The 22554-nt window shown below is 73.5% G+C and carries 23 protein-coding genes; 16 read left to right on the top strand and 7 right to left on the bottom strand.

Features of this window, described 5'->3' with window-relative positions; all coding sequences use genetic code 11:
* The first annotated feature begins 24 nt into the window (after positions 1-24).
* Both J3P41_RS04045 and J3P41_RS04040 read left to right on the top strand, forming a co-directional pair.
* A complete protein-coding gene (locus J3P41_RS04045) occupies positions 25-318 on the top strand; it encodes a DivIVA domain-containing protein (protein WP_210648929.1) in 294 nt (97 codons plus the stop codon).
* 15 nt (positions 319-333) lie between these two features.
* On the top strand, positions 334-756 hold the full coding sequence (locus J3P41_RS04040) for a hypothetical protein (protein WP_210648928.1): 423 nt from the start codon (positions 334-336) through the stop codon (positions 754-756).
* 28 nt (positions 757-784) lie between these two features.
* On the opposite strand, the gene J3P41_RS04035 is transcribed toward J3P41_RS04040, so the two are convergent.
* A complete protein-coding gene (locus J3P41_RS04035) occupies positions 785-1618 on the bottom strand; it encodes an enoyl-CoA hydratase/isomerase family protein (protein WP_210648927.1) in 834 nt (277 codons plus the stop codon).
* Between the two features lie 180 nt (positions 1619-1798).
* Between J3P41_RS04035 and J3P41_RS04030 the strand changes: the two genes are divergently transcribed.
* Genes J3P41_RS04030 through J3P41_RS04020 form a run of 3 tightly spaced genes read left to right on the top strand, consistent with a single transcriptional unit; the run spans position 1799 to position 3839 of the window.
* A complete protein-coding gene (locus J3P41_RS04030; protein ID WP_090967556.1) occupies positions 1799-1966 on the top strand; it encodes a DUF3117 domain-containing protein in 168 nt (55 codons plus the stop codon).
* A 2-nt stretch (positions 1967-1968) separates the two neighbouring features.
* Positions 1969-3501 (top strand): leucyl aminopeptidase family protein, encoded by a 1533-nt coding sequence (locus J3P41_RS04025; protein ID WP_307861815.1) that lies wholly within the window; start codon positions 1969-1971, stop codon positions 3499-3501.
* Positions 3501-3839: a hypothetical protein gene (locus J3P41_RS04020; RefSeq protein ID WP_210648926.1), complete on the top strand. Its 339-nt coding sequence runs from the start codon at positions 3501-3503 to the stop codon at positions 3837-3839. The genes J3P41_RS04025 and J3P41_RS04020 overlap by 1 nt, the downstream gene beginning before the upstream one ends.
* A 17-nt stretch (positions 3840-3856) precedes the next feature.
* On the opposite strand, the gene J3P41_RS04015 is transcribed toward J3P41_RS04020, so the two are convergent.
* Positions 3857-4513 (bottom strand): O-methyltransferase, encoded by a 657-nt coding sequence (locus J3P41_RS04015; RefSeq protein ID WP_307861814.1) that lies wholly within the window; start codon positions 4511-4513, stop codon positions 3857-3859.
* A 249-nt stretch (positions 4514-4762) separates the two neighbouring features.
* Here J3P41_RS04015 and sigE point away from each other — a divergent pair, with 249 nt between their 5' ends.
* The 3 genes from sigE to J3P41_RS19150 are packed head-to-tail and all read left to right on the top strand — an operon-like array spanning position 4763 to position 7442.
* A complete protein-coding gene (sigE, locus tag J3P41_RS04010) occupies positions 4763-5356 on the top strand; it encodes an RNA polymerase sigma factor SigE (RefSeq protein ID WP_210649730.1) in 594 nt (197 codons plus the stop codon).
* Positions 5356-5889: a hypothetical protein gene (locus J3P41_RS04005; protein WP_210648925.1), complete on the top strand. Its 534-nt coding sequence runs from the start codon at positions 5356-5358 to the stop codon at positions 5887-5889. The genes sigE and J3P41_RS04005 overlap by 1 nt, the downstream gene beginning before the upstream one ends.
* Positions 5886-7442: a S1C family serine protease gene (locus tag J3P41_RS19150; protein ID WP_210648924.1), complete on the top strand. Its 1557-nt coding sequence runs from the start codon at positions 5886-5888 to the stop codon at positions 7440-7442. Before J3P41_RS04005 ends, J3P41_RS19150 begins: the two co-directional genes overlap by 4 nt.
* A gap of 1 nt (position 7443) precedes the next feature.
* On the opposite strand, the gene J3P41_RS03995 is transcribed toward J3P41_RS19150, so the two are convergent.
* On the bottom strand, positions 7444-7737 hold the full coding sequence (locus J3P41_RS03995; RefSeq protein ID WP_210648923.1) for a helix-turn-helix domain-containing protein: 294 nt from the start codon (positions 7735-7737) through the stop codon (positions 7444-7446).
* Positions 7738-7837: 100 nt separating this feature from the next.
* Here J3P41_RS03995 and J3P41_RS03990 point away from each other — a divergent pair, with 100 nt between their 5' ends.
* The 3 genes from J3P41_RS03990 to J3P41_RS03980 all read left to right on the top strand — a co-directional run bounded on the left by J3P41_RS03990 (position 7838) and on the right by J3P41_RS03980 (position 10772).
* Positions 7838-8551, top strand: a complete 714-nt coding sequence (locus J3P41_RS03990) for a hypothetical protein (protein ID WP_210648922.1) — start codon at positions 7838-7840, stop codon at positions 8549-8551.
* 16 nt (positions 8552-8567) lie between these two features.
* On the top strand, positions 8568-9818 hold the full coding sequence (locus tag J3P41_RS03985; protein WP_210648921.1) for a hypothetical protein: 1251 nt from the start codon (positions 8568-8570) through the stop codon (positions 9816-9818).
* Between the two features lie 75 nt (positions 9819-9893).
* On the top strand, positions 9894-10772 hold the full coding sequence (locus J3P41_RS03980; RefSeq protein ID WP_210648920.1) for a calcium-binding protein: 879 nt from the start codon (positions 9894-9896) through the stop codon (positions 10770-10772).
* On the opposite strand, the gene J3P41_RS03975 is transcribed toward J3P41_RS03980, so the two are convergent.
* Together J3P41_RS03975 and J3P41_RS03970 are read right to left on the bottom strand one after the other, a co-directional pair.
* Positions 10735-12057 (bottom strand): hypothetical protein, encoded by a 1323-nt coding sequence (locus tag J3P41_RS03975; protein WP_210648919.1) that lies wholly within the window; start codon positions 12055-12057, stop codon positions 10735-10737. The genes J3P41_RS03980 and J3P41_RS03975 overlap by 38 nt on opposite strands.
* A gap of 2 nt (positions 12058-12059) precedes the next feature.
* Entirely contained in the window at positions 12060-12461 is a 402-nt protein-coding gene (locus tag J3P41_RS03970; protein WP_210648918.1) for a hypothetical protein, read from the bottom strand.
* Positions 12462-12586: 125 nt separating this feature from the next.
* On the opposite strand from J3P41_RS03970, the gene J3P41_RS03965 reads away from it, so the two are divergent.
* From J3P41_RS03965 to J3P41_RS03950, 4 genes are all read left to right on the top strand, one after another.
* Positions 12587-14044 (top strand): wax ester/triacylglycerol synthase family O-acyltransferase, encoded by a 1458-nt coding sequence (locus J3P41_RS03965; RefSeq protein WP_210648917.1) that lies wholly within the window; start codon positions 12587-12589, stop codon positions 14042-14044.
* Complete coding sequence (locus tag J3P41_RS03960; RefSeq protein ID WP_210648916.1) at positions 14041-14385, top strand: hypothetical protein; 345 nt, start codon at positions 14041-14043, stop codon at positions 14383-14385. The genes J3P41_RS03965 and J3P41_RS03960 overlap by 4 nt, the downstream gene beginning before the upstream one ends.
* A 32-nt stretch (positions 14386-14417) precedes the next feature.
* Positions 14418-16046: an L-glutamate gamma-semialdehyde dehydrogenase gene (pruA, locus tag J3P41_RS03955; RefSeq protein WP_210648915.1), complete on the top strand. Its 1629-nt coding sequence runs from the start codon at positions 14418-14420 to the stop codon at positions 16044-16046.
* Positions 16047-16120: 74 nt separating this feature from the next.
* Positions 16121-16363 carry a hypothetical protein gene (locus tag J3P41_RS03950; protein WP_210648914.1) on the top strand — a complete coding sequence of 81 codons (243 nt, stop codon included), beginning with the start codon at positions 16121-16123 and terminating at the stop codon, positions 16361-16363.
* On the opposite strand, the gene J3P41_RS03945 is transcribed toward J3P41_RS03950, so the two are convergent.
* On the bottom strand, positions 16356-17018 hold the full coding sequence (locus J3P41_RS03945; protein ID WP_210648913.1) for a maleylpyruvate isomerase N-terminal domain-containing protein: 663 nt from the start codon (positions 17016-17018) through the stop codon (positions 16356-16358). The two genes, J3P41_RS03950 and J3P41_RS03945, sit on opposite strands and share 8 nt — an antisense overlap.
* On the bottom strand, positions 17015-17488 hold the full coding sequence (locus J3P41_RS03940; RefSeq protein WP_210648912.1) for a DUF2505 domain-containing protein: 474 nt from the start codon (positions 17486-17488) through the stop codon (positions 17015-17017). The genes J3P41_RS03945 and J3P41_RS03940 overlap by 4 nt, the downstream gene beginning before the upstream one ends.
* A 183-nt stretch (positions 17489-17671) precedes the next feature.
* Between J3P41_RS03940 and J3P41_RS03935 the strand changes: the two genes are divergently transcribed.
* Positions 17672-22549 (top strand): NAD-glutamate dehydrogenase, encoded by a 4878-nt coding sequence (locus J3P41_RS03935; protein ID WP_210648911.1) that lies wholly within the window; start codon positions 17672-17674, stop codon positions 22547-22549.
* Positions 22550-22554 lie beyond the last annotated feature (5 nt).

Genomic DNA, 22554 nt, shown 5'->3' with positions numbered 1-22554 from the left:
GACCGGAGTGGGAGTGAGGCTGTGATGACCTGGTTCTTCGCGATCCTCGTCGTGCTCGCGATGGGCGGCGTGGCGGTGGTGGCCGCGGGTCGCGGCGGATCGATGCCGCCGGCGTACGACGACCGTCCCGACCTCGGCCTGCCCGAGGACCGGCCGCTGTCCGCGCAGGACCTGCGCAGCGTGCGGTTCCCGCTCGCCGTGCGCGGCTACCGGATGTCCGACGTCGACGCCGTGCTGGCTCGGCTGGCCACCGAGCTGGAGGACGGTCGGGACCGCGCCGACGGCGACGACTCGTCTGGCGACGGGTTGCGCGACTAGGGCACACTTCGGCCAATGTCGTTCCCGATCGTCGTGTGGATCCTCACGGGCCTGGCGGCCGTGACGGTCGCGCTGACCCGCGTGCGCCTGAGCGGCGACCGCGCGGCCGGCCGCCTCTCGATCAGCCCCCGGCTGCCCGTGGTGCACGTGGTGTCCGGCACGGTCGCCCTCGTGCTGTGGCTCGGCGTCCTGGTGGCGCCGGAGGACACGCTGGTCGGCGGGCCGCTGGTCGGGATCCTCGCGATCGCGTGCTGGTGGGTCACCGCCATCTGCGGCCTGCTCATCCTGGCGCGCTGGCTGCCCGCCAAGGGCCGGCACGTGCCGGAGCCGGCCGGCGACGGCTGGAGCGACGGGCCCGGCCTCTCGGTGCTGGCCCACGTCGGCATGGCCGCCGGCGTCCTGGTGTTCACCTACGCCTACCTCACCGCCGCCGTGTGAGGCGCCGCCGTGTGAGGCGGCGCCGGGGTCAGCGGCCGCGGAAGACCGGCTTCGCCTTCGCGACGAAGGCGTCGACCGCGGCGAGGTGGTCCTCGGTGCCGCCGGTCAGGGCCATCTTCTCCGCCTCGACGGCCAGCGAGTCCGCCAGCGGGTGCGCGGCGGAGTGCGCGACCGCCTGCCGGATTGCGCCGTACGCCACCGTCGGGCCCGAGGCGAGGCGCGCGGCCAGCTCGCCGGCCGCCGTCGCCAGCTCCTCGCCCGGCACCACCTGTGTGGCCAGGCCCAGCTCGAGAGCCTCCTGGGCGGACACGGTGCGCGGGAAGTAGAGCAGCTCCATCGCCTTGGCATGGCCCACCAGGCGCGGGAGCGTCCAGCTCGACCCGGTGTCGCACGACAGCGCGACCCCGGCGAACGAGGTGTTGTAGCCGGCGGTGTCGGCCAGGACCCGGAAGTCGGCGGCGAAGGCGAGGCTCGCGCCCGCTCCCGCGGCGACACCGTTGACCGCCGCGACGACCGGCTTGGCCATGGTGGCCAGGGTCAGCACGATCGGGTTGTAGTGCTTCTCCACGGTGTCCGAGAGCGGCACGTCGGCCTGGCCCGTGAGGCCGGCCAGGTGCTCCTTGAGGTCCTGGCCCACGCAGAACGCCCGGCCGCTGCCGGTGAGCACGACGCAGCGCACGGCCGGGTCGTCGGCAACCTGGCGCACGGTCGCGAGCAGCAGCTCCTTGGTCGCCACGTCGAGGCCGTTCATCGCCTCGGGGCGGTTCAGGGTGATCGTGGCCACCGCGTCGACGACGTCGAGCAGGACGGGCGCGGCGGCCGGCACGGGGCCGGTGGTGGTGTCGGTCGTGAGGTCGGTCATGGAGGGAGTCTGCCGCACGTCGCGTCGCGGTCCGTGCGCCCTGTGGTGCCGCTCACGCGGGACATGAGGGATACTGGGCGGCGTACGACGCCGATCGGGGCGGCCAGGCTCGACGCAGCCGCCTCGATTCGCATGTGAAGAGCCACCGCCGAAGTTGGCCGAACAGGAAGAGGTGCGCCCATGGCCGCCATGAAGCCCCGCACGGGTGACGGACCGCTCGAGGTCACCAAGGAGGGACGCGGCATCGTCATGCGGGTCCCGCTGGAGGGCGGTGGCCGCCTGGTGGTCGAGCTGAACGCCGACGAGGCGACGGCTCTCGGGGATGCCCTCAAGGACGTCGTCGGCTGATCGTGGCCACCCCACAGCTGCCCACGCAGGTCTCTCCACCCGAGTTCGCCCTCAGCCCGGCGCTGCCCCACCAGGTGGGTGGCGCCGAGGTGTGGGCGTTCCCGGTCCTCCCCGGTGACCCCGGCCCGCTCCTCGGGCCAGGGGCCGACGCGGCCTCCGAGGTCCTCGGCACCGACCTCCTGGCGGCGCTGGAGGCCGCTCGCGCGACGGGACGGACCGGTGAGGTCACCTCGGTCCCCGTCTCCGCCCCGGGCGGCGACCACGACGTGAGCCTGGTGCTACTCGTCGGCGTCGGCGACGGCTCGGTCACCGACCTCCGTCGCGCCGGTGCCGCGCTGGCCCGCGCGACCCGGGACCGCGCCAGCGTGGCCACCTCGCTCGCGACCATCGCGCCCGAGGAGGGCCTCGGCGCCCTCGTCGTCGGGGCGATGCTCGCCTCCTTCGCCTTCCACTGGCGCTCCACCGGTCCCCGCGACCGCCCGGTCGCCCGCATCGTCCTGGCCGGCGTTCCCGACGACGGCGCCGACGGCGAGCTGGCGCGCGCCATCGCCCTCGGCGGCGCCGGCTGGCGCTCGCGTGCGCTCGCCACCGTCCCGGCGAACCTCAAGACTCCCGCGTGGCTGGCCGAGCAGGCCGTCGAGGTCGGCGAGGCGGCCGGTCTCGAGGTGACGGTCTGGGACGAGGAGCGGCTGGTCGCCGAGGGCTTCGGCGGCATCCTCGCGGTCGGCGGCGGCTCTGTGCACCCGCCCCGCCTGATCCGCATGGACTACACGCCTCGCGGCGCCTCACGGCGTACGCCCACGGTGGTGCTGGTCGGCAAGGGCATCACCTTCGACAGCGGCGGCCTCGACATCAAGCCGAGCGAGGGCATGCTCACCATGAAGCGCGACATGAGCGGCGGCGGCGCGGTCATCGCCACCATGGCCGCGCTGCGCGACGTCGACTGCCCGGTGCGCGTCGTCGGCCTGGTCCCGGCGGCGGAGAACGCGATCAGCGGGTCCGCGATGCGCCCCGGCGACGTGATCACCCACTTCGGCGGCCGCACCTCGGAGGTCAACAACACCGACGCCGAGGGGCGCCTGGTGCTCGCCGACGCCATGGCGTACGCCGTCGCCGAGCTCGACCCGAGCGTGCTGCTCGACATCGCGACGCTGACCGGCGCCATGAAGGTGTCCCTGGGCCAGTGGACCGGCGGCTACTTCGCCAACCACGACGCCCTGGCCGCGCTCGTCGATGCGGCGTCCGCGGCGTCGGGGGAGAACGTGTGGCGGATGCCGCTCGTGGCCGACTACGAGGAGCGGGTCAGCTCCAAGATCGCCGACGGCGACAACGCCGCCGGCGGCGCCGGGGCCATCACGGCCGCGCTGTTCCTCCAGCACTTCGCCGGGGACGTGCCCTGGGCGCACATCGACTTCGCCTCCGCCGCGGAGTCGCCGACCGACCGCCACGAGTGGACCGCCGGTCCCAGCGGCTTCGGCCCGCGCCTGCTGCTGACCTGGCTCGGCTCCGACGACCCGCTGGCAGGGATCGGCTGATGCTCGGACTCACCGTCCGCTGGTCGCTGGCCGACGCCCCCGCCGGCGTGGAGGAGCGACTCGCTGCCTACGTCGCCGGCACGTCGCACGCGCGGTTCAGCGCCATGCCCGGACTGCGGTTCAAGACGTGGCGCCAGGTGCCGGGGGAGTGGTTCGAGGGCTGCTACGTCTTCGCCACCAGCCAGGACCGCGAGGAGTTCCAGCGCGCCTTCGCCGAGGACGCGGCGCAGGCGCCGGGCTCGCAGATCGTCGGCTCGCCGCCGATCCTCATCGAGGCCTGCGACGTGGTCGCGATCGCCGAGGGCGCCGACGGCTTCGCCCCGGTCGTCCCCGCCTGAGCCGACCGGCGTACGACTCAGGCCTCGGGGGCCCACTCCTTCTTGGCGGCGAGCAGCCCGTCGCCGACGGGCAGCAGCACCGGCACGAGCGCCTCGTGCTCGAGGATCGTGCGCCCGAGGTCGCGGATCGTCACGGTCTCCTCGTCGCGCTGCGCGGGGTCGGCGACCCGGTCGTGCCACAGCGCGTTGTCGAAGGCCACCACCCCGCCGGGACGCAGCAGGCGCAGCGCCTCCTTGAGGTAGGCGGCGTACTCGCGCTTGTCGCCGTCGCAGAACACGAGGTCGTAGTGGCCGTCGGTGAGGCGGGGCAGCACGTCGAGCGCGGCGCCGGCGATGGTGCGGGCGCGGTTGGCCGGGATGCCGGCCTCGCTGAACGTCTCCTTGGCCAGGCGCTGGTGCTCGGCCTCGATGTCGACCGTGGTCAGGACGCCGTCGGAGCGCATGCCGCGCAGCAGCCACAGCCCCGAGACCCCGGTGCCCGTGCCGATCTCCACCACGGCGCGCGCGTCGAGGACCGAGGCCAGGAAGCGCAGGGCGGCGCCCGCTCCGGACCCGACCGGCGCCACCCCGACCTCCTCCGCCCGGCCGCGCGCGGCGGCGAGGATCTCGTCCTCGGCGACGAACGACTCGGCGTAGGACCAGCTCGCGGGCTTGATCGCGGTGTGATTCGGCACGAGGCGACCCTATCGCGCGCGCAGGGCCGGACGTGGCCGGGAACACACGGGGCACCTCGCTCGTTGGAGTCGGTACGCCGGGACCCCGGCGGACGATCGGCCGGGCGTTTCTTGGCCGGAGCGCATGTGGTTCACAGCGAACTCTCAGGCGGGCTCCCTAGCGTCAGGAAGGACAGCGAACCGTTGCAGCTGCGGTCGAGGAAGACGAGCCAGGGAGCCTCCGTGGGCGAGCAGGCCGATGCCACCCGGATGCAGGTCGCGACGCCGACCCCCATCCCCACCCCGAGCTGGGACGAGGTCGTCGAGCAGCACTCCGACCGCGTGTTCCGCCTGGCCTACCGTCTCACCGGCAACCGACCCGACGCCGAGGACCTGACGCAGGAGGTCTTCGTCCGCGTCTTCCGCTCGCTGGACACCTACACCCCGGGGACCTTCGAGGGCTGGCTGCACCGGATCACCACGAACCTCTTCCTCGACGGCGCCCGTCGCAAGCAGCGGATCCGCTTCGACCCGCTTTCCGACGAGCGTGCCGCCCGGCTGACCAGCGCGGCGCCCGCCCCTGAGCTCGCCGTCGCCGACCAGACCTTCGATGACGACATCGAGACCGCGCTGGCCATGCTGCCGCCCGACTTCCGCGCCGCCGTCGTGCTGTGCGACGTCGAGGGGCTCAGCTACGAGGAGATCGCGGAGATCATGGACGCCAAGCTGGGCACCGTGCGCTCCCGCATCCACCGCGGCCGGACGATGCTGCGCAAGGCCCTCGCCCACCGCGAGCCGGCAGCGGGGCGTCAGCGCTACTCCGGACCGACCTCCGCCGCGGGCCCGGACGGGGCGGTGTCCTGATGAGCCACCTCGGCGCCCGGGTCAGCGCCCTCCTCGACGGCCGACTGCCGGCCGATGAGGAGGAGCGCTGCTGGAACCACGTCCACGCCTGCCACAGCTGCCGCGACCTGGTCGAGCAGGAGGGGTACGTCAAGACCCAGCTGGCCCGGCTCTCCTTCGGTCCGTCCCAGACCTCCCACGACTTCAAGTCGTCCCTTCTCGGGCACTGCTCGTCCCTGCAGGCGTCGCCCGGCTCCGGCGCGTACGCCGCTCCGCACCTGTCGACCTCCCACCGTTCGCGGCGCGGCCTGGTCGCGATCGGCGGCGGCGCGGCGAGCGCGTGCGTGGTGGGTGTGCTCGCCCTCGGGGTGGCCGGGACGCCGCGCATGGAGCCGCGACCTCCCGCCACCGACCTCGGTCGTCCGGCCAGCCCGGCCAGCCCGGCCGCACCGGTCGGCAGCGTCGACGACCGGGCCGGGCGCGTGCCGGTGTCACCCTCCCGGACGCCCCTGGCCGAGCGCCTCGTGGCGATCCGGGAGAAGATTGCTCCGTGAGCGACGAGCACGAGCCCGGCCCGGACCCCCAGCACCGCCCCGGCTCGGACGAGCCGACGCAGCCGCTGGCCGGCTGGCGCCCGTCCGAGGCGACGGCCGAGCCTGAGCGCGAAGCAGGGCCCGAGCCGACGACCGGGCCCGAGGCCGGGCCCGAGGCCGGGCCCGAGCCGGTCGCCGACCCCGCACCGGACCCCGAGCCGACGTCGCAGGCCGTCCCGGCGCCGCCGGCCCAGCCCGACGGGCAGCCCTACGGCACGCCCGGTCCTGCTCGGCAGGCGCAGGGCGCCGAGCGCGAGGCGGAGCTCCCCGGCTGGGTGCAGCCGCCGCCCTCCTCGCGGCCCTTCGGCCAACCCGCTGCGACGGTCCCGCTCGAGGCGAGGCCCGGGCCCGGTGGCCCGGGCTACTTCGGGCCCGGTCCGCATCCGGCGTACGCCCCGCGACCGGCCCCGACCCGCAAGCTCCCGCTCTGGGTGTGGCCCGCGGTGGCGGTCCTCGCCCTGCTCGTCGGTGTCCTCGGGGGACTCGCTGGGGGAGCGCTGCAGGACCAGCTGGCCTCGGAGCGGGGCACCAACGACAACGGCCTCGGTGGCGTCCGCACGCGCACCGCGGCCCCCCTGAAGGCGGCGAACGGATCCGTGCCCGCCGTCGCCCAGGCCCTGCTGCCCAGCACGGTGCAGATCCTGGCTGAGCTCGACGGCCAGGAGGCGGGGGCGACCGGGTCCGGCTTCGTGCTCGACCGCGACGGCCACGTGGTGACCAACAACCACGTGGTCGCCTCCGCCGCCGAGGGTAACGGGCCCATCGTGGTGATCGACCAGTCCGGCCAGCGGCACGAGGCGACCGTGATGGGACGCAGCGCGGTCTACGACCTCGCAGTCCTGACCGTCGAGGGGGCGGAGGCCCTGGAACCGGCCGCGCTGGGCGCCTCGCAGGCGCTCCGCGTCGGCGACCCGGTGGTCGCCTTCGGTGCACCGCTCGGCCTGAGCCAGACCGTGACGTCCGGGATCGTGAGCGCGCTCAACCGGCCCGTCACCACCTCCGGCGAGTCCGACGACGACTCGTCCTACATCAACGCCGTGCAGACCGACGCAGCCATCAACCCCGGCAACTCCGGCGGCCCGCTGGTGAACCTCGCCGGCGAGGTGGTGGGCGTCAACTCCGCCATCGCCACCACCGGCGGGCTGACCAACGAGTCGGGCAACATCGGCGTCGGCTTCGCCATCCCGATCGAGCAGGTGCGCACGACGGTCGACCAGATCCTGCGGACCGGCCGCGCCGAGTATCCCGTCATCGGAGCCCAGGTGCGCACCGGCGGTGAGCCCGACGCCGAGGGCGCGACGATCACCGAGGTCATGCCCGACACCCCCGCGGAGCGAGCCGGGCTCGAGAAGGACGACGTGATCGTCGCCGTCGACGACCAGCCGGTCAACGACGGGATCGCGCTGATCGTGGCCATCCGCACCCACCTGCCGGGCGACACCGTCGAGATGTCGGTGGTGCGGGGCGGCGAGGAGCGGATCGTGCAGGTCGAGCTCGACGGCAAGGTCGGCTAGCTCAGGCGTCGTCGGACCCCTGACCCAGCGCCTGCTCGACGGCCCGGTCGACCGCGCGGTCGGAGCCGCCGTCCGCCTCGACGAACGGGTGCTGGTCGACGAAGGTCCGGGTCTCGGCGTACATGCGCTGGATGAACTCCTCCAGCTGCACGCGCTCGACGCGCCACTGGCCTCGGCCGCCGATCTTGATCGCCGGCAGCTCCCCGCGCCGGACCAGGGCGTAGACCTGGGCGCTGGACGTGTTGAGCACCTCGGCGACGTCGGCGAGCGTCAGGAAGCGGGGGTCCTCGGCCATGGGCTCATCGTGCCACCGCCGCGGTGGTGGCCGACGTCGCCCGGCCGCAGGCTGTGGAGAGACAGGTGTGAAGTCCGGCCCGGGCGGCAATGATGGCCGGGTGTCTCGGAACCAGTTCCGGTCGTCCCCGGCCCAGTCCCCGACGGCCCAGTCCCCGACGGCGCGCGCCGTCGACGTCCCCGCGGCCAGCCGGTCGAGCGCGGCCAGGTGGCGCGACCCGCGACTGTGGGTCGGGGTGGCCCTCGTGGCCGGCTCGGTCGTCGCCGGGGCGCGTGTCCTGTCGGGCGCCGACGACATGACGGCCGTCTGGTCGGCGTCCGCCGACCTGGCCGCGGGGCAGACGCTGGGCGCCGACGACCTCGAGGCGACGCGGGTGCGGTTCGACCACGCCGACGACGCGGCGCGCTACCTCGCGGTCGACGACGACCTGCCGGACGCCCTGACCCTGACCCGCCCGCTGCACGCCGGCGAGCTCGTCCCGGCGGGTGCCCTGGGCGAGGCGGCCGGCGAGGACTCGGTGGCGGTGTCGATCGCGGTCGCCCCCGAGCACGTCCCGACCGACCTGGTCCGTGGTTCCCGGGTCGACGTGTGGGTGCTCGCCGAATCCACCCTGGGCCAGCGGCGCTCGCGCTCGGGCGCAGAGGTGGTGCTCGAGGACATCGCCGTGCTGGACGCGCCGGTGGTGTCCGACGCGTTCGCCTCCGCGACGAGCAGGCAGCTCGTGCTGGCCGTCCCCGACGACGACGAGGAGTCGCTCGCGGCGCTCCTCGCGGCCAGCGGCGACGACCGCGTCCGCGTCGTGGGCCGGGGCTGAGCGCGCCGTGCTGTGCGTGCTGCTGCTCGCCGCCGGCGAGCCGTGGGAGTCGCCGGCGATGGCGGACCTCGAGGCCCACCCGGGCGTGGTCGTGCTCAAGCGGTGCGTCGACGTCGACGACCTGCTCGCGTCCGTGACGAGCGGCCAGGCCGACGTCGCCGTGGTCTCCCTCGACGCTCCCGGTCTCGACCCCGCGAGCGTCGACCACCTGCGCCGGCACGCCGTGCGCCCGGTGGCCGTCACCTCGACGCGGTCGGAGGACCTCGACGTGCGCGAGCACGCCCAGCGGCTCGGGATCACGGCGATCGTCGGCGCCGGGGAGCTCGCGTCGCTGCCCCGGGTGGTGACGACCTTCGAGGACACCGCGGACACGCGCGCCCGCGAGGCGGCCGACGTCGCCGTGCCCCACGCCGAGACCGCCCCGGACGGTCGGTTGGTGGCGGTGTGGGGACCGGCGGGGGCGCCGGGACGTACGACGGTCGCGACCGGACTGGCCTGCGAGCTCGCCCGACGCGACGTCGACGTCGTGCTGGCCGACCTCGATCCCTACGGCGGCTCGGTCGCCCAGCACCTCGGCGTCCTCGACGAGGTCTCCGGGCTCCTGTCCGCCGCCCGGCTGGCAGCGGCGGGCCAGCTAGACGACCGGTTCGCGTCGGTCTGTCGCGGCGTCGGCGACCACCTCGCCGTGGTGACCGGCCTTCCGCGCGCCGACCGGTGGCGCGAGGTGCGGGGCGCCCAGGTCGACCGGCTGCTCGACCGGGCCCGGTCGTGGGGCCAGGTCGTCGTCGACACCGGCTTCAGCCTCGAGGACGAGGCCGGCGCCGAGCTCGGCGGGCGCCCCAGCCGCAACGCGCTGACGCTCGCGGCCCTCGAGCAGGCCGACGAGGTCGTGGTCGTCGGTGCGGCCGACCCGGTCGGGCTGGCGCGGCTCGCACGTGGGCTGGTGGAGCTGCGCGAGCGCTCGACCGGCGCTCCCGTGCGGGTCGTCGTCAACCGCATGCGCGCCTCGATCGGGTGGTCGGAGAAGGAGATCGCCCAGATGGTGGAGGGCTTCAGCCGGGTCGCCGGGCTGCACTTCCTGCCCGAGGACCGTGCGGGCCTCGACCGCGCGCTGGTGAGCGGCCGGGCCCTGGTCGAGCTGGGGGACTCAGCGCTGGTCCAGGGCCTCGCGGGCTTGGCGGACGCGGTGTTCCCCGCCAGCGTCCGACCGGTCGCTCCTCGGCGCAGCGGGCGTCGGAGGGGCGCGGTGCGGCGACGGACGGGGTGAGGCGTCGCTCATGGACCCGCGCGTGCGAGGGTATGGGTCTCCACCTCACGTGACCGCACGAAGGAGTTCTCGGTGATGTCCCCCTCCCGCGCGACTGCCTGCGCCGTCCTCGCTCTCGCCCTCGTCTCGACCCCGGCCCACGCCGGCCGGGTGCCGAAGGGCACGACCGGCAGCGACGTCATCAAGGGCAACAGCCAGTCCAACCGCATCATGGCCCTGGGTGGGCGCGACCGCGTGCGCGGCTACGGCGGTGACGACACGATCTACGCGGGCAAGGGCAACGACACCGTCTACGGCGACACCGGCAACGACTGGATCACCGCCCAGCCGGGCCGCGACTGGGTCGCCGGCGGCGTGGGCAACGACAAGATCGACGGCGGCCAGGACGACGACGAGCTCTTCGGCGGCGAGGGCGACGACAACATCAGCGCCAGCGACGGCAACGACGTCGTCCATGGGGAGACGGGCAACGACACCCTCGGCGGCGGCGACGGCGACGACCGGCTGCTCGGCGGCGACGGCACCGACAAGCACATCGGCGGCGACGGCAACGACTGGATCCACGGCGGCGCGGGCGACGACGGTGCGATCCAGGGCGGTCCGGGCAACGACGTACTGATCGACGGTGACGGCAACGACTGGCTGGTCAAGGGCGACGAGGGCGACGACACCGTGTTCCTCGGCCCCGGTGCCGACAAGGTCTTCACCGAGCAGGGCAACGACACGATCTACGTCCTGCCCGACGGAGCCGTCGACAAGATCCGCTGCGACGACGACGACCAGGCCAACGGCGACGCCGACCGGGTGATCTTCGTCGGTGGCCGCGACCCCCTCGACCAGGTGGACCCGTTCGGGGGCCGCTGCGAGATCGTCGAGGTGCAGCGGGAGCTGCCCGAGGGCTGGCCCTACGGACCGGTCACGCAGCGAACAGCAGGTACAGCCCACCCACTGTGAACCCGACCATCGCGACCAGCATCGGCAGCTGACCGGTGAGCTGGTGGCGCCGCGGCAGCAGCTTGACGGCACGGTCGTGGGCCGCCACGGCCCCTACCACGTGCCCCAGCGCAACCGCGAGGACCTTGGTGACCGCCAGGAACGTCGGGTGCTCGGAGAGCCAGTAGCTGACCTGGAGGTCCGCCGTGCCGAGGTAGTCGTCCCCCCGGCTGAACGGGTCGCTCAGCTGGATGAGGGTGGTCTGGCCGTACTCGACGAAGTACGACAGGTAGTGCGCCACCACGTAGCCCACGATGATCGGCACGACCGAGTGCGCGAAGAGGTCGGGCAGGGCTCGTCGCGGCGTCTCGCTGGTGACGCCGGTCGCCATGGTGGCGCCGGTGAGCACGAGGGCCACTCCGGCGGAGAAGACGACGAGGGCGATCGTGTCGGGCAGGACCCGCGGCAGCGACAGTGACTGCACGAAGACCAGCCACGGCGTCGACTCGCGGAAGGAGTCGAACGCCGTGCTGCCGAACAGGACCCCCACGACAGCGACGAGGCCGGGGCGAGGCGCCACCGCGTCGAGGTTGGCGAGCGGGCTGCGCAGCACCAGCACGCCGTCGCGGCGTCCCCACACCGAGAGCCTGGCGACCAGCGAGGAGTAGACCTCGAACGGGTCGGCGCGGGCGAGGAAGGTCGTGCCGAACAGGGCGGAGCCGACCAGCATGATGCCGAGGTACGCCGCCGCCCACAGGCGCACCGGGCCCAGGTCGGTCGAGCTGGGGTACACCAGCTCGAGCCAGACGAACGCGAAGAGCCCGGCCGCCGCCGGCCAGTAGCCGAGCCGGGCGGGATAGGCGTACAGGCCCTCGCCCTCGGGGACGCCGGACACCTTGGCGAAGAGCATGCTGATCGTCCGGGCCGGGCTGACGGCCTTGAAGAACTCCCCGAACAGCAGCGAGGCCGGCACCAGGCCCACCCAGAGCAGCACGTAGAAGACCCCGAAGAAGGGGTTGATCAGGCTGTCCTTGCCGAACACCGCTGCTGCGGCGACGTAGAGGAAGAACGCCATGCCCAGCACCCGGGCGCCGATCGCCAGGGCGCGCGAGGACACCAGGCGGTCCAGCCACGGCGGAGCGGGTCGTCCGCTCGTGGCGGCGTCGTAGCGCGGCTCGCGCCACGCCACCGCGAGCACCGTGAACGAGATGACGAGCGCGGCCACCGCGCCGGCGATGGCCAACTCCGCGGGGATGGGCAGGTCCTTGGCGCCGCCCAGTCCGTGGGCCGAGATCGAGCCGCCCACGATCAGCGGACTTCGAGCTGGAGCACGATCGAGTCGGGATCGTGGCTCTCCACCTCGACCACGCCCGGGCGGTCGACGGTGATCTCGTGCTCGGAGCTGCCGGACTCGTAGGCGATCTCCTGCTCGGGGGTGCTGTGGACGTGCAGCTCGCCCGCCTCGTCGGCGGTGACCTCCAGCACCAGCGTCTGCCCGACCTCGAGGGCGACGCGCTCGCCGTTGGGGGTGAAGGTGCCGTCCTCCCGGGTCACCGGGACCACCACCGAGTCGCCCTCCGTGCGGGGGGAGGAGGCGCTGCCCGAGGGACCGTCGTCGCTGCCGCCGCACGCGGCCAGGCCGGGAGCGGTGAGGGCGAGCAGGAGGGGGAGGGCGAGGGGAGCGAGGCGCGTGCGACCGCGACCGGGCACAGAGATCTCCTTCGACAGGCCGGCGTGTGACGGTGGCCACGGCACCCGCCGGACCCCGCCTCTGTCAGAATCCCACGGGGGCCAAGACACCGACGACCGGGGGGCACGATGAGGCGGGCAAGCAGATGAGCGAGCGACTGCGACCGCGAGACCTGGCCATCCTGGCCGCGGAGTCCGCCACCACGCCGATGCACAACGCGACCCTCGAGATCTTCGACCCGGGCGACTCCGGCTTCGACCACGACCGGCTGGTCGAGCTGATCGCCGACCGGATCGCCTTCGTGCCGCGCTACCGGCAGCGCCTGCAGACCGTGCCGGCCCGGCTCGCCAACCCGGCCTGGGTGGACGACGACGGCTTCGACCTCGGCTACCACGTACGCCGCTCGGCCCTGCCGCGTCCGGGCACGATGGACCAGCTGCGCGAGCTCGTGGCCCGGATCGCCTCCCGGCCCCTCGACCGCAGCCGTCCGCTGTGGGAGTGCTACTTCGTGGAAGGCCTCGCCGACGGCAGGGTCGCCCTGCTCGTCAAGAGCCACCAGATCCTCGTCGACGGGCGCGAGACGGTCGACATCGGACAGGTCCTGCTCGACACCTCCCCGGACCGCTCGACCCTGGGGCACGACGACGACTGGCGCCCGCGACGCGCGGCCGGCCCGGTCGCCGCCGCGATCGACGCGGTGACCGACACCCTGGAGAGCCCTCGCACCCTGTGGTCGACGGCCCGCGCCCACGCGGAGTCGCTGGGCCGCCAAGCGTCCGCCACGGGTGCCCGGGTCACCGAGGTCGCCCACACGCTCGCCGGACGCGGACCCGTCTCGACCCCGGTGCAGCGCCGGCTGTCGCAGCAGCGCCGCTTCGTCACCGTCCGCACCCGGCTCGCGGACTACCGCGCGATCCGGGAGGTCCACGGCGGCACCGTCAACGACGTCATCCTCGCCACGCTCGCCGGTGGCTTGCGCGGCTGGCTGATGACCCGCACCGACTCCACCAGCGTCCCGCGGACGATGAAGGCGATCGTGCCGATGTCGGTCATCGACGACGAGCTCGAGGCCACCTCGCTGGGCACCCAGGTCGCCGGCCACCTGGTGCAGCTGCCCATCGGCGAGCCCAGCCCGGTCGTCCGGCTGCACCAGGTCAGCTACGACCTCCGGGCCCACCGCGACAACGGCCGCAACGTCTCGGCCAGGCGGCTCTCCGGCATCGCCGGCTTCGCGCCCACCACCTTCCACGCCCTCGGCTCCCGCATCGCGACCGCCGAGCTGCGCCGCGGGTTCCAGGTGTCGATCACCAACGTCCCGGGCCCGCAGTTCCCGCTCTACGCCGACGGCGCGCGGATGCTGGAGTCCTACCCCGTCCACCCGCTGCTGCCCGACCACACCCTGGCGATCGGCGTGACGTCGTACGACGGTGGCGTCTTCTACGGCATCACGGCCGACCGCGACGCCGTGCCGGACGCCGACACCCTCGGCCAGTGCGTGCTCGAGGCGCTCGAGGAGCTCAATGACTCCGCCTCCGACTCCCGGCCCCGCGCGCCGCGCGGGCGCACCGGCAGCCGCACGGACGACCCGGCGGGCCGCTCGTGACCCGCCGCTACCTGCCCGGCACGCTGCCGCGCCTGGCCGAGGAGTGGGAGCGTGAGGGCCCCGGGACGCAGGACGCGGTCGTGCCCAAGGACGAGGGCGAGGAGAGCGAGTACGCCGCGCTGATGACCGCCGCGGACGTCTCCGCCGAGCTGGTGTCGGGCCTGCCGGACGGACAGCGGCGCAGGGTCGTGGTCGTGGCGGAGACCGCCGACGCGCAGGGCCCGGTCCACTGGCGGGACGTGGTCGCGCTGCACGTCGACAGTGACGACGACGCGGACCCCGACGACGACCTGGCGTGGTGGGCCACGCAGGAGATTGGTGACCTGCTGAGCTCGCTTTGAGGGGCTCGACCCTCTCTGACACGATCACCCGCATGGACGCGATCACCTTCCCTCCGGCTCCCACCAACGAGCCGAACCTGACGTATGCGCCCGGCAGCCCGGAGCGAGAGACCCTCGTCGCCGAGCTGGCCCGGCTCGAGGCCGAGCAGCGCACCTTCCCGGCCGTGATCGGCGGCGAGCGGCGCGACGGCGGGGGTGCGGAGACGACCGTCGTCCAGCCGCACGACCACCAGCACGTGCTGGGCACGTTCCGCAGCTCCACGACCAAGGACGCGGAGGACGCGATCAAGGCGGCGGCCGAGGCTGCTCCGCTGTGGCAGGCGATGCCGTTCGACGAGCGGTGCGCGATCCTGCTCAAGGCCGCCGACCTGCTGGCCGGTCCGTGGCGGCAGCGCCTCAACGCCGCGACGATGCTGGGCCAGTCCAAGACGGCGTTCCAGGCCGAGATCGACGCGGCGTGCGAGCTGATCGACTTCTGGCGCTTCAACGTCCACTACGCCAAGCAGATCCTCACCGACCAGCCGATCGCCAACAGCCCGGGCACCTGGAACCGCACGGACCACCGCCCGCTGGAGGGCTTCGTCTACGCGATCACGCCGTTCAACTTCACCGCCATCGCCGGCAACCTGCCGAGCGCGCCGGCGCTGATGGGCAACACCGTCCTGTGGAAGCCCTCGCCCACCCAGCAGCTCGCCGCCTCGCTGACCATGGAGCTGCTGGAGGAGGCCGGGATGCCTCCGGGCGTCATCAACATGCTCCCCGGCGACGGTCTCGACGTGTCCAAGGTGGCGCTCGCGCACCCGGACCTCGCGGGCATCCACTTCACCGGCTCGACGCCGACGTTCCAGCACCTGTGGCGCACGGTCGGGGAGAACATCACCGGCTACCGGGCCTACCCGCGCATCGTGGGCGAGACCGGGGGCAAGGACTTCATCGTCGCCCACCCCTCGGCCGACCCCGACGTGCTGCGAGTGGCGATGATCCGCGGCGCCTTCGAGTTCCAGGGCCAGAAGTGCTCGGCGGCCTCGCGTGCCTACGTGCCCCGGTCGGTGTGGAACACGATCAAGGACCAGCTCATCGCGGACACCGAGGCGCTGTCGATGGGCGACGTCAGGGACCTGTCCCACTTCATGGGCGCGGTGATCGACGAGCGGGCCTTCGCCAAGCACGAGAAGGCCATCGCGCGCGTCGAGGGCACCGACCACCTCACGCTGCTCGCCGGCGGCCAGACCGACGACTCGGTGGGCTGGTTCGTCCGCCCGACGATCATCGAGTCGAGCGACCCGACCGACCAGATGTTCTCCGAGGAGTACTTCGGGCCGATCCTGGCCGTGTCGGTCTACGAGGACGACCGCTTCGAGGACGTCGTGGCGCAGATGGAGCGCTTCGCCCCGTACGCCCTGACCGGCGCGATCATCGCCCAGGACCGCGCTGCCATCGCGTGGGCCCGCAAGACGCTGCGCTTCGCGGCCGGCAACTTCTACATCAACGACAAGCCCACCGGTGCCGTCGTCGGCCAGCAGCCGTTCGGCGGCGGGCGGGCGTCGGGCACCAACGACAAGGCCGGCGCGGCGATCAACCTGCTGCGCTGGACCTCGCCGCGCTCCATCAAGGAGACCTTCGTGCCGCCGACCGACCACCGCTACCCGCACATGGGCTGAGACCCGGGCGGAGAGTGCGTGCGAGGCGTCAGGGCGAGGGGGCGGGGCGCCGCCGGGGGTGAGACGATGGGGCGGTGACCCCCTTGCACCTGGGGCCCCTGCACCCGGTCGAGCAGTGGCTCACCCTCGGCCTCGCGTTCGGGCCGTTCCTCGTCCTCGGCGTGGTGATCTGGTGGCGCGCTCGCCAGGACGCCGAGGAGGCGCCGGAGACCGGAGGCGCCGGGAACGCCGACAGCCCTGGGAACGCCGACCGCACCGGGGACGCGGCGACCGCCGGGGACGCTGCCGCCGCCGAGGAGCCCGAGCGGCTCAGCTGAAGACCGGCACCGCCGAGTCGCCCAGGTCCTGCCGCTCCGCCGCGCTCGGCTCGGCGCGGCCGGTGCCCACGAGGGCGACGCGGCGGTCGGACCAGCCCTCGAGCGTGCGCCCGAGCAGCGCCTCCACCACCCGCCGCGCCTCGGCGAGCCCGGCGGCGGTCGGGGCGAAGGCATCGCGGGCGCTCCCCGGCTCGGGGTCGAGGTGGGCGACGAGGTCGACGTGGTGCAGCGTTGCCTCGACCGCCAGGGTGCTCGCCAGGTCGTGCGCACGCAGCGCGTGGCCCTGGGTGGCCACGACGTGGTCAGGGGGCAGCGTGTCGACGGCGCGGGCCGCCGCTGCCGAGGTCTCGAGGTAGCGCTCGCGGAGCGCAGCGAAGTCGTGCAGCCCGGCCTCGACCCGGGTCAGGCGTCGGCTGCGCTCGTCGGCCTCGGGGTCGCTGCCCCACGCGCGCCAGTAGGACACCGCGTCGCGGTCGACCGGCTCCTCGGTCGGAGTGTGCGCGGCGACCAGGCCGCGTACGGCGTCGGCGTGCAGGTGCCACACCAGGTCGCGCACGGCCCAGCCGGTGCAGCCGGTGGGCGCCCAGGCGTCGTCGTCGCCCAGCGCCGACACCGCGGCGGCGAGCGCGGCGTACGCCTCCCGCAGGACCGTCATCCGCGAGCGAGCCACTCCACGCCGGTCTCGTGCTCCTTGTCGAGCGCCTTGCCGAGCATGTCCGCGACCAGGCCCTCGATCTTGCCGCCCACGAGGGGGACGCGCACGGTGACCTCCATCTCGATCCGCTCGGTGGTGCGACCACCGGACTCGGTCAGCGTCGCGGTGCCGGACATCGCCCCCGGCTTGCCGGGGATCGTGACCTCGACGTCCGCGCGCTCGGGCGTGCGCCACGACTCCACCTGCACGATCCGGATCTCGTCGCCGACGAGCCTCGTCGCGAACGACGGCAGGCTCGAGGCGGACTGGACCTGGTCGATGGTGACGACGCCGTCCTCGACGGTGGCGTGCCCGCGCACGACCTTCAACCGCTCGAGCACCCGCTCGCGGAAGGCGGGGTCAGTGAGCATCGCCGCGACCTCCCCGATCGAGGCGTCGTAGGTCAGCTCCCTGGTCACGCGCTTGCCCATCCGGAGGTCCTCCCGGTGCTTGCTCGAGCGGTCGGGCGGGTCGCGCGACCGGTGCCGCCATCATGTCGGAACAGCCCGCCGAGGGCGAGGACCGGCACCCCTCGCGCTGCCGCTCCGGCGCGGTGACCCGGCAGCGTCGACCCCTGTTGTGGGTGCCCCGCGGGGGGTCCTAGTGTCGGAGTCGTGGCGACGCCTGAGGAGACCAAGCAGCAGCAGCTCGACGCGGCGACGGCGGACCGCCCGGAGTGGGGCGAGCTGGTGCGTGCCTACTACCGCCACGTCGCTCCCGAGGACGTCGCCGAGCGCTCGCCGCAGGACCTGTTCGGTGCGGTCGCCTCCCACCGCGAGCTCGCCGGGTCGCGGCCGCAGGGAACGGCGACGGTGCGGGTGGTGACCCCCACGGCGGCCGACGCCGGCTGGTCGGCGTCGGGTCGCTCGGTGGTCGAGGTGGTCACCGACGACATGCCGTTCCTCGTCGACTCGGTGACCATGGAGCTCAACCGGCTCGGGCACACCGTGCACTCCGTGGTCCACCCGCAGCTCCGGGTCGACCGCGACATCACCGGCGAGCTGCGCGACGTCGGCTCGCTGGTCGACGAGACGCACGCCGCCGGCGACGCGGGCGGCGGGTCGGGCGCCGAGTCGTGGATGCACGTCGAGATCGACCGCACCGACGACGACGAGGCCGCTGCGATCACCGCCGGCGTGCAGCGCGTGCTGCGCGACGTGCGCGAGTCGGTGGAGGACTGGGAGAAGATGCACGCCCAGGCCCTGTCCGTGGTCGCCGACCTCGACACCGCCCCGCCGCCGCTGCCCGAGGAGGAGCTGCGGCAGGGTCGCGAGTTCCTCACCTGGCTTGCCGACGACCACTTCACCTTCCTCGGCTACCGCGAGTACGTCCTCGAGACCGAGGAGTGCGAGCCCGGCGAGTGCGGCCTGCGCGCCGTCCCGGGCTCCGGGCTCGGCATCCTGCGCCACGACCAGGACCTGTCGGGCTCCTTCGCCAAGCTGCCGCCCCTGGTGAAGGCCAAGGCTCGGGAGAAGACGCTCCTGGTGCTTGCCAAGGCCAACTCGCGCGCCACCGTGCACCGTCCGGCGTACCTCGACTACGTCGGCGTCAAGACGTTCGGCGCGGACGGGGAGGTCGTCGGTGAGCGTCGCTTCCTCGGGCTGTTCTCCAGCGCCGCCTACACCGAGTCGGTGACCCGGATCCCGGTGCTGCGCGAGAAGGTCGCCGAGGTGATGCGCCACGCCGGCTTCGACCCGCGCAGCCACGCCGGCAAGGCCCTGATGGACACCCTCGAGAACTACCCCCGCGACGAGCTGTTCCACACCTCGCCCGCGGAACTCGCCCCGGTGGTGCAGGACGTGATGTTCGCCCGCGAGCGCCGCCAGCTGCGCGCGTTCGTACGCCGCGACACCTACGGTCGCTACGTCTCGGTCCTGGTCTACCTGCCGCGCGACCGCTACAGCACCGCGGTGCGCGAGCGGTTCTCCGACATCCTGCGCGAGCAGCTCGGCGGCGAGCACGTGGAGTTCACCGCGCGCGTCAACGAGTCGACCACCGCCCGCGTGCACTTCGTGGTGCACCCGCCCAAGGGCGAGCACATCCCCGAGATCGACGTCGCCGACCTCGAGCGGCGCCTCGTCGAGGCCTCCCGCTCGTGGCGCGACGACTTCGTCGCTGCGGTGGTCAGCGAGCACGGCGAGGACCGGGGCTCGCAGCTGGCCCGGGCGTGGGCCGACGCGTTCCCGGAGGCCTACAAGGAGGACTTCAGCCCCCGGCGGGGCTCGGCCGACCTCGGCCGGATCGAGGCGATCGAGGGCGAGCAGGGGATCGACCTCGCGCTGTTCGACCAGGACGAGCAGACCGGCGCCTACCGCCGCGGGGAGTCGCGGCTCAAGGTGTTCCGGGTGGGCGAGCCCCTCTCGCTGAGCACGGTGCTCCCGATGCTGACCTCGATGGGGGTCGAGGTCGTCGACGAGCGACCGTACGCCCTCACCGGCCTGCCGCGGCCGTCGTACATCTACGAGTTCGGGCTGCGCCACGGGCGCACCCTGTCGCCGCACGAGCGCACGCTGTTCGCCGAGGCGCTCCGCGCGGTGTGGGACGGGTTCAACGAGATCGACGGCTTCAACCAGCTCGTCCTGGCCGCCGGCCTCACCTGGCGCCAGGCCACCGTGCTGCGCGCCTACGCCAAGTACCTCAAGCAAGGCGGCTCGCCCTTCGCGCTGGACTACATCCAGGAGGCGCTGCGCAGCAACGTCGACATCACCCGCCTGCTGGTCGAGCTCTTCGAGTCGCGCTTCGACCCGGGCCGCGGCGACCGGGACCTCGCGCACGACGCCGAGGCGCGGGTGAGCAAGGTCGAGGCCGTCGAGGAGCGCCTGGCCAAGGCCCTCGACGAGGTCGTCAGCCTCGACCACGACCGCATCCTGCGCTCCTACCGGACGCTGGTGCGGGCGACGCTGCGCACGAACTTCTTCCAGCACACCGCGGACGGCGCGCTGCACCCCTACATCTCCTTCAAGCTCGAGCCGTCGGCGATCCCCGACCTCCCCGAGCCGCGCCCGCGCTACGAGATCTTCGTCTACAGCCCCCGGGTCGAGGGCTCGCACCTGCGCTTCGGCGCCGTCGCCCGCGGCGGGCTGCGCTGGTCGGACCGGCGCGACGACTTCCGCACCGAGGTGCTGGGCCTGGTCAAGGCGCAGATGGTGAAGAACACCGTCATCGTGCCGGTCGGCGCGAAGGGCGCGTTCTTCTGCAAGCAGCTGCCCGACGCCTCCGACCGCGACGCCTGGCTCGCCGAGGGCGTGGCCTGCTACAAGACCTTCATCTCGGGGCTGCTCGACATCACCGACAACCTCGTCGACGGCGACACCGTGCCGCCGCGCGAGGTCGTGCGTCACGACGGCGACGACTCCTACCTCGTCGTGGCCGCAGACAAGGGCACCGCCACGTTCTCCGACATCGCCAACGGCGTGGCCAAGGACTACGGCTTCTGGCTCGGCGACGCGTTCGCCTCCGGCGGCTCCGTGGGCTACGACCACAAGGCGATGGGCATCACCGCCCGCGGTGCCTGGGTCTCGGTGCAGCGCCACTTCCGCGAGATGGGGGTCGACTGCCAGGCCGAGGACTTCACCGCGGTCGGGATCGGCGACATGTCAGGCGACGTGTTCGGCAACGGCATGCTGTGCTCCGAGCACATCCGGCTGGTCGCCGCGTTCGACCACCGCCACATCTTCCTCGACCCCGCGCCCGACGCGGCGACGTCGTACGACGAGCGCCGCCGGCTCTTCGACCTGCCGCGCTCGAGCTGGAAGGACTACGACACCTCGCTCATCTCCGAGGGAGGTGGCGTCTGGCCGCGCTCGGCCAAGTCGATCCCCGTCTCCCCGCAGGTGCGCGAGGCGCTGGGACTGGCCGAGGGTGTCACCGCGCTGACGCCCGCCGAGCTGATGAAGGCGATCCTGCTCGCGCCGGTCGACCTGCTGTGGAACGGCGGCATCGGCACCTACGTGAAGTCCTCGGAGGAGACCGACGCCGACGCGGGGGACAAGGCCAACGACGCGATCCGCGTCAACGGCAAGGACCTGCGCGCCCGGTGCGTCGGCGAGGGCGGCAACCTCGGCTTCACCCAGCTCGGCCGGGTGGAGTACGCGCGCCTCGGGGCCAACGGCGAGGGCGGGCGGATGAACACCGACTTCATCGACAACTCCGCCGGCGTCGACACCTCCGACCACGAGGTCAACATCAAGATCCTGCTCGACCGGGTCGTCCGCAACGGCGACATGGACGAGCCGGCGCGCAACGCGCTGCTCGCGGAGATGACCGACGAGGTCGCGGCGCTGGTGCTGCGCGACAACTACGAGCAGAACCTCGCGCTGGCCAACGCCGAAGCCCACGCCCCCTCGCTGCTCCACGTCCACGAGGACTGGATGCGGGCCCTGGAGCGGCGCGGCGTGCTCAACCGCGAGCTCGAGGGGCTGCCCTCGACGCGCCAGGTCAAGCGCCGGCTCGAGCGGCGCCAGGCGCTGTCGGCGCCCGAGCTCTCGGTGCTGCTCGCCTGGACCAAGATCGTGCTGGCCGACGAGCTGATCGGGTCCGACCTGCCCGACGACCCCTACCTGCGCGAGGACCTGCTGGCCTACTTCCCGAGCCGGATGAAGCCGGACCTCGAGGCGGCCATCGAGGACCACCCGCTGCGCCGGCAGATCATCGTGACCCAGGTCGTCAACGACCTCGTCAACGGCGCCGGCATGACGTTCTGGCCGCGGCTGCAGGGCGAGACGGGTGCGAGCGCGGCCGACCTCACGCGCGCCAACTTCGTGGCGCGCGAGATCTTCGGCTCGCTGCCGCTGCGGGAGGAGGTCGCGCGGCTGGACAACCAGGTGCCCGCCGAGCGGCAGACCCGGATGCGGATCGAGATGCGCACGCTGGTCGAGCGCGCCTCCCGGTGGCTGGTCACCAACCGCCGGCCCCCGCTCGACTCGATCGCCACCGTGGAGTTCTTCCGCGGCCGGGTGCAGGCCGTGATGGCCCAGCTGCCCGGCATCATGAGCGGGCGCGAGCTCGACGGCTACCGCGCGCGCCTGAAGCGGCTGACCGACCACAGCGTGCCCGAGGACCTCGCGTCACGGGTGGCGGTGCTGGCGCCGGCGTACGCCCTGCTCGGCATCGTGGAGACCGCGGACCGGCTCGACCTCGACCCCGCCGAGGTGGCGCGCGTCCACTTCGCGCTGGGGGAGCGGCTCGGGCTGCCGGCGCTGGTCGAGCGGATCTTCGCGCTGCCGCGCGACGACCGCTGGCAGACGATGGCGCGCGCCGCGGTGCGCGACGACCTCTACGGCGTGCACCAGCAGCTGACGGCCCAGGTCCTGGTCTCGACCAGTCCCGACGACTCCGCCCCGGCTCGCGTGGCGGAGTGGGAGAACGCCGACGAGGAGCTGATCGGTCGCTCTGCCGCCACGCTGGAGGAGATCTGCCGCGAGGAGACCGCCGAGCTGGCCCGGCTCTCGGTGGGCCTGCGCGTGGTCCGCGGCCTGCTCAGCACCCCCTGACCGGG

This window comes from Nocardioides sp. SYSU D00065, assembly GCF_017916425.1.
GTDB lineage: Bacteria > Actinomycetota > Actinomycetes > Propionibacteriales > Nocardioidaceae > Nocardioides.
This window is presented reverse-complemented; position numbering and strand designations above follow the sequence as displayed.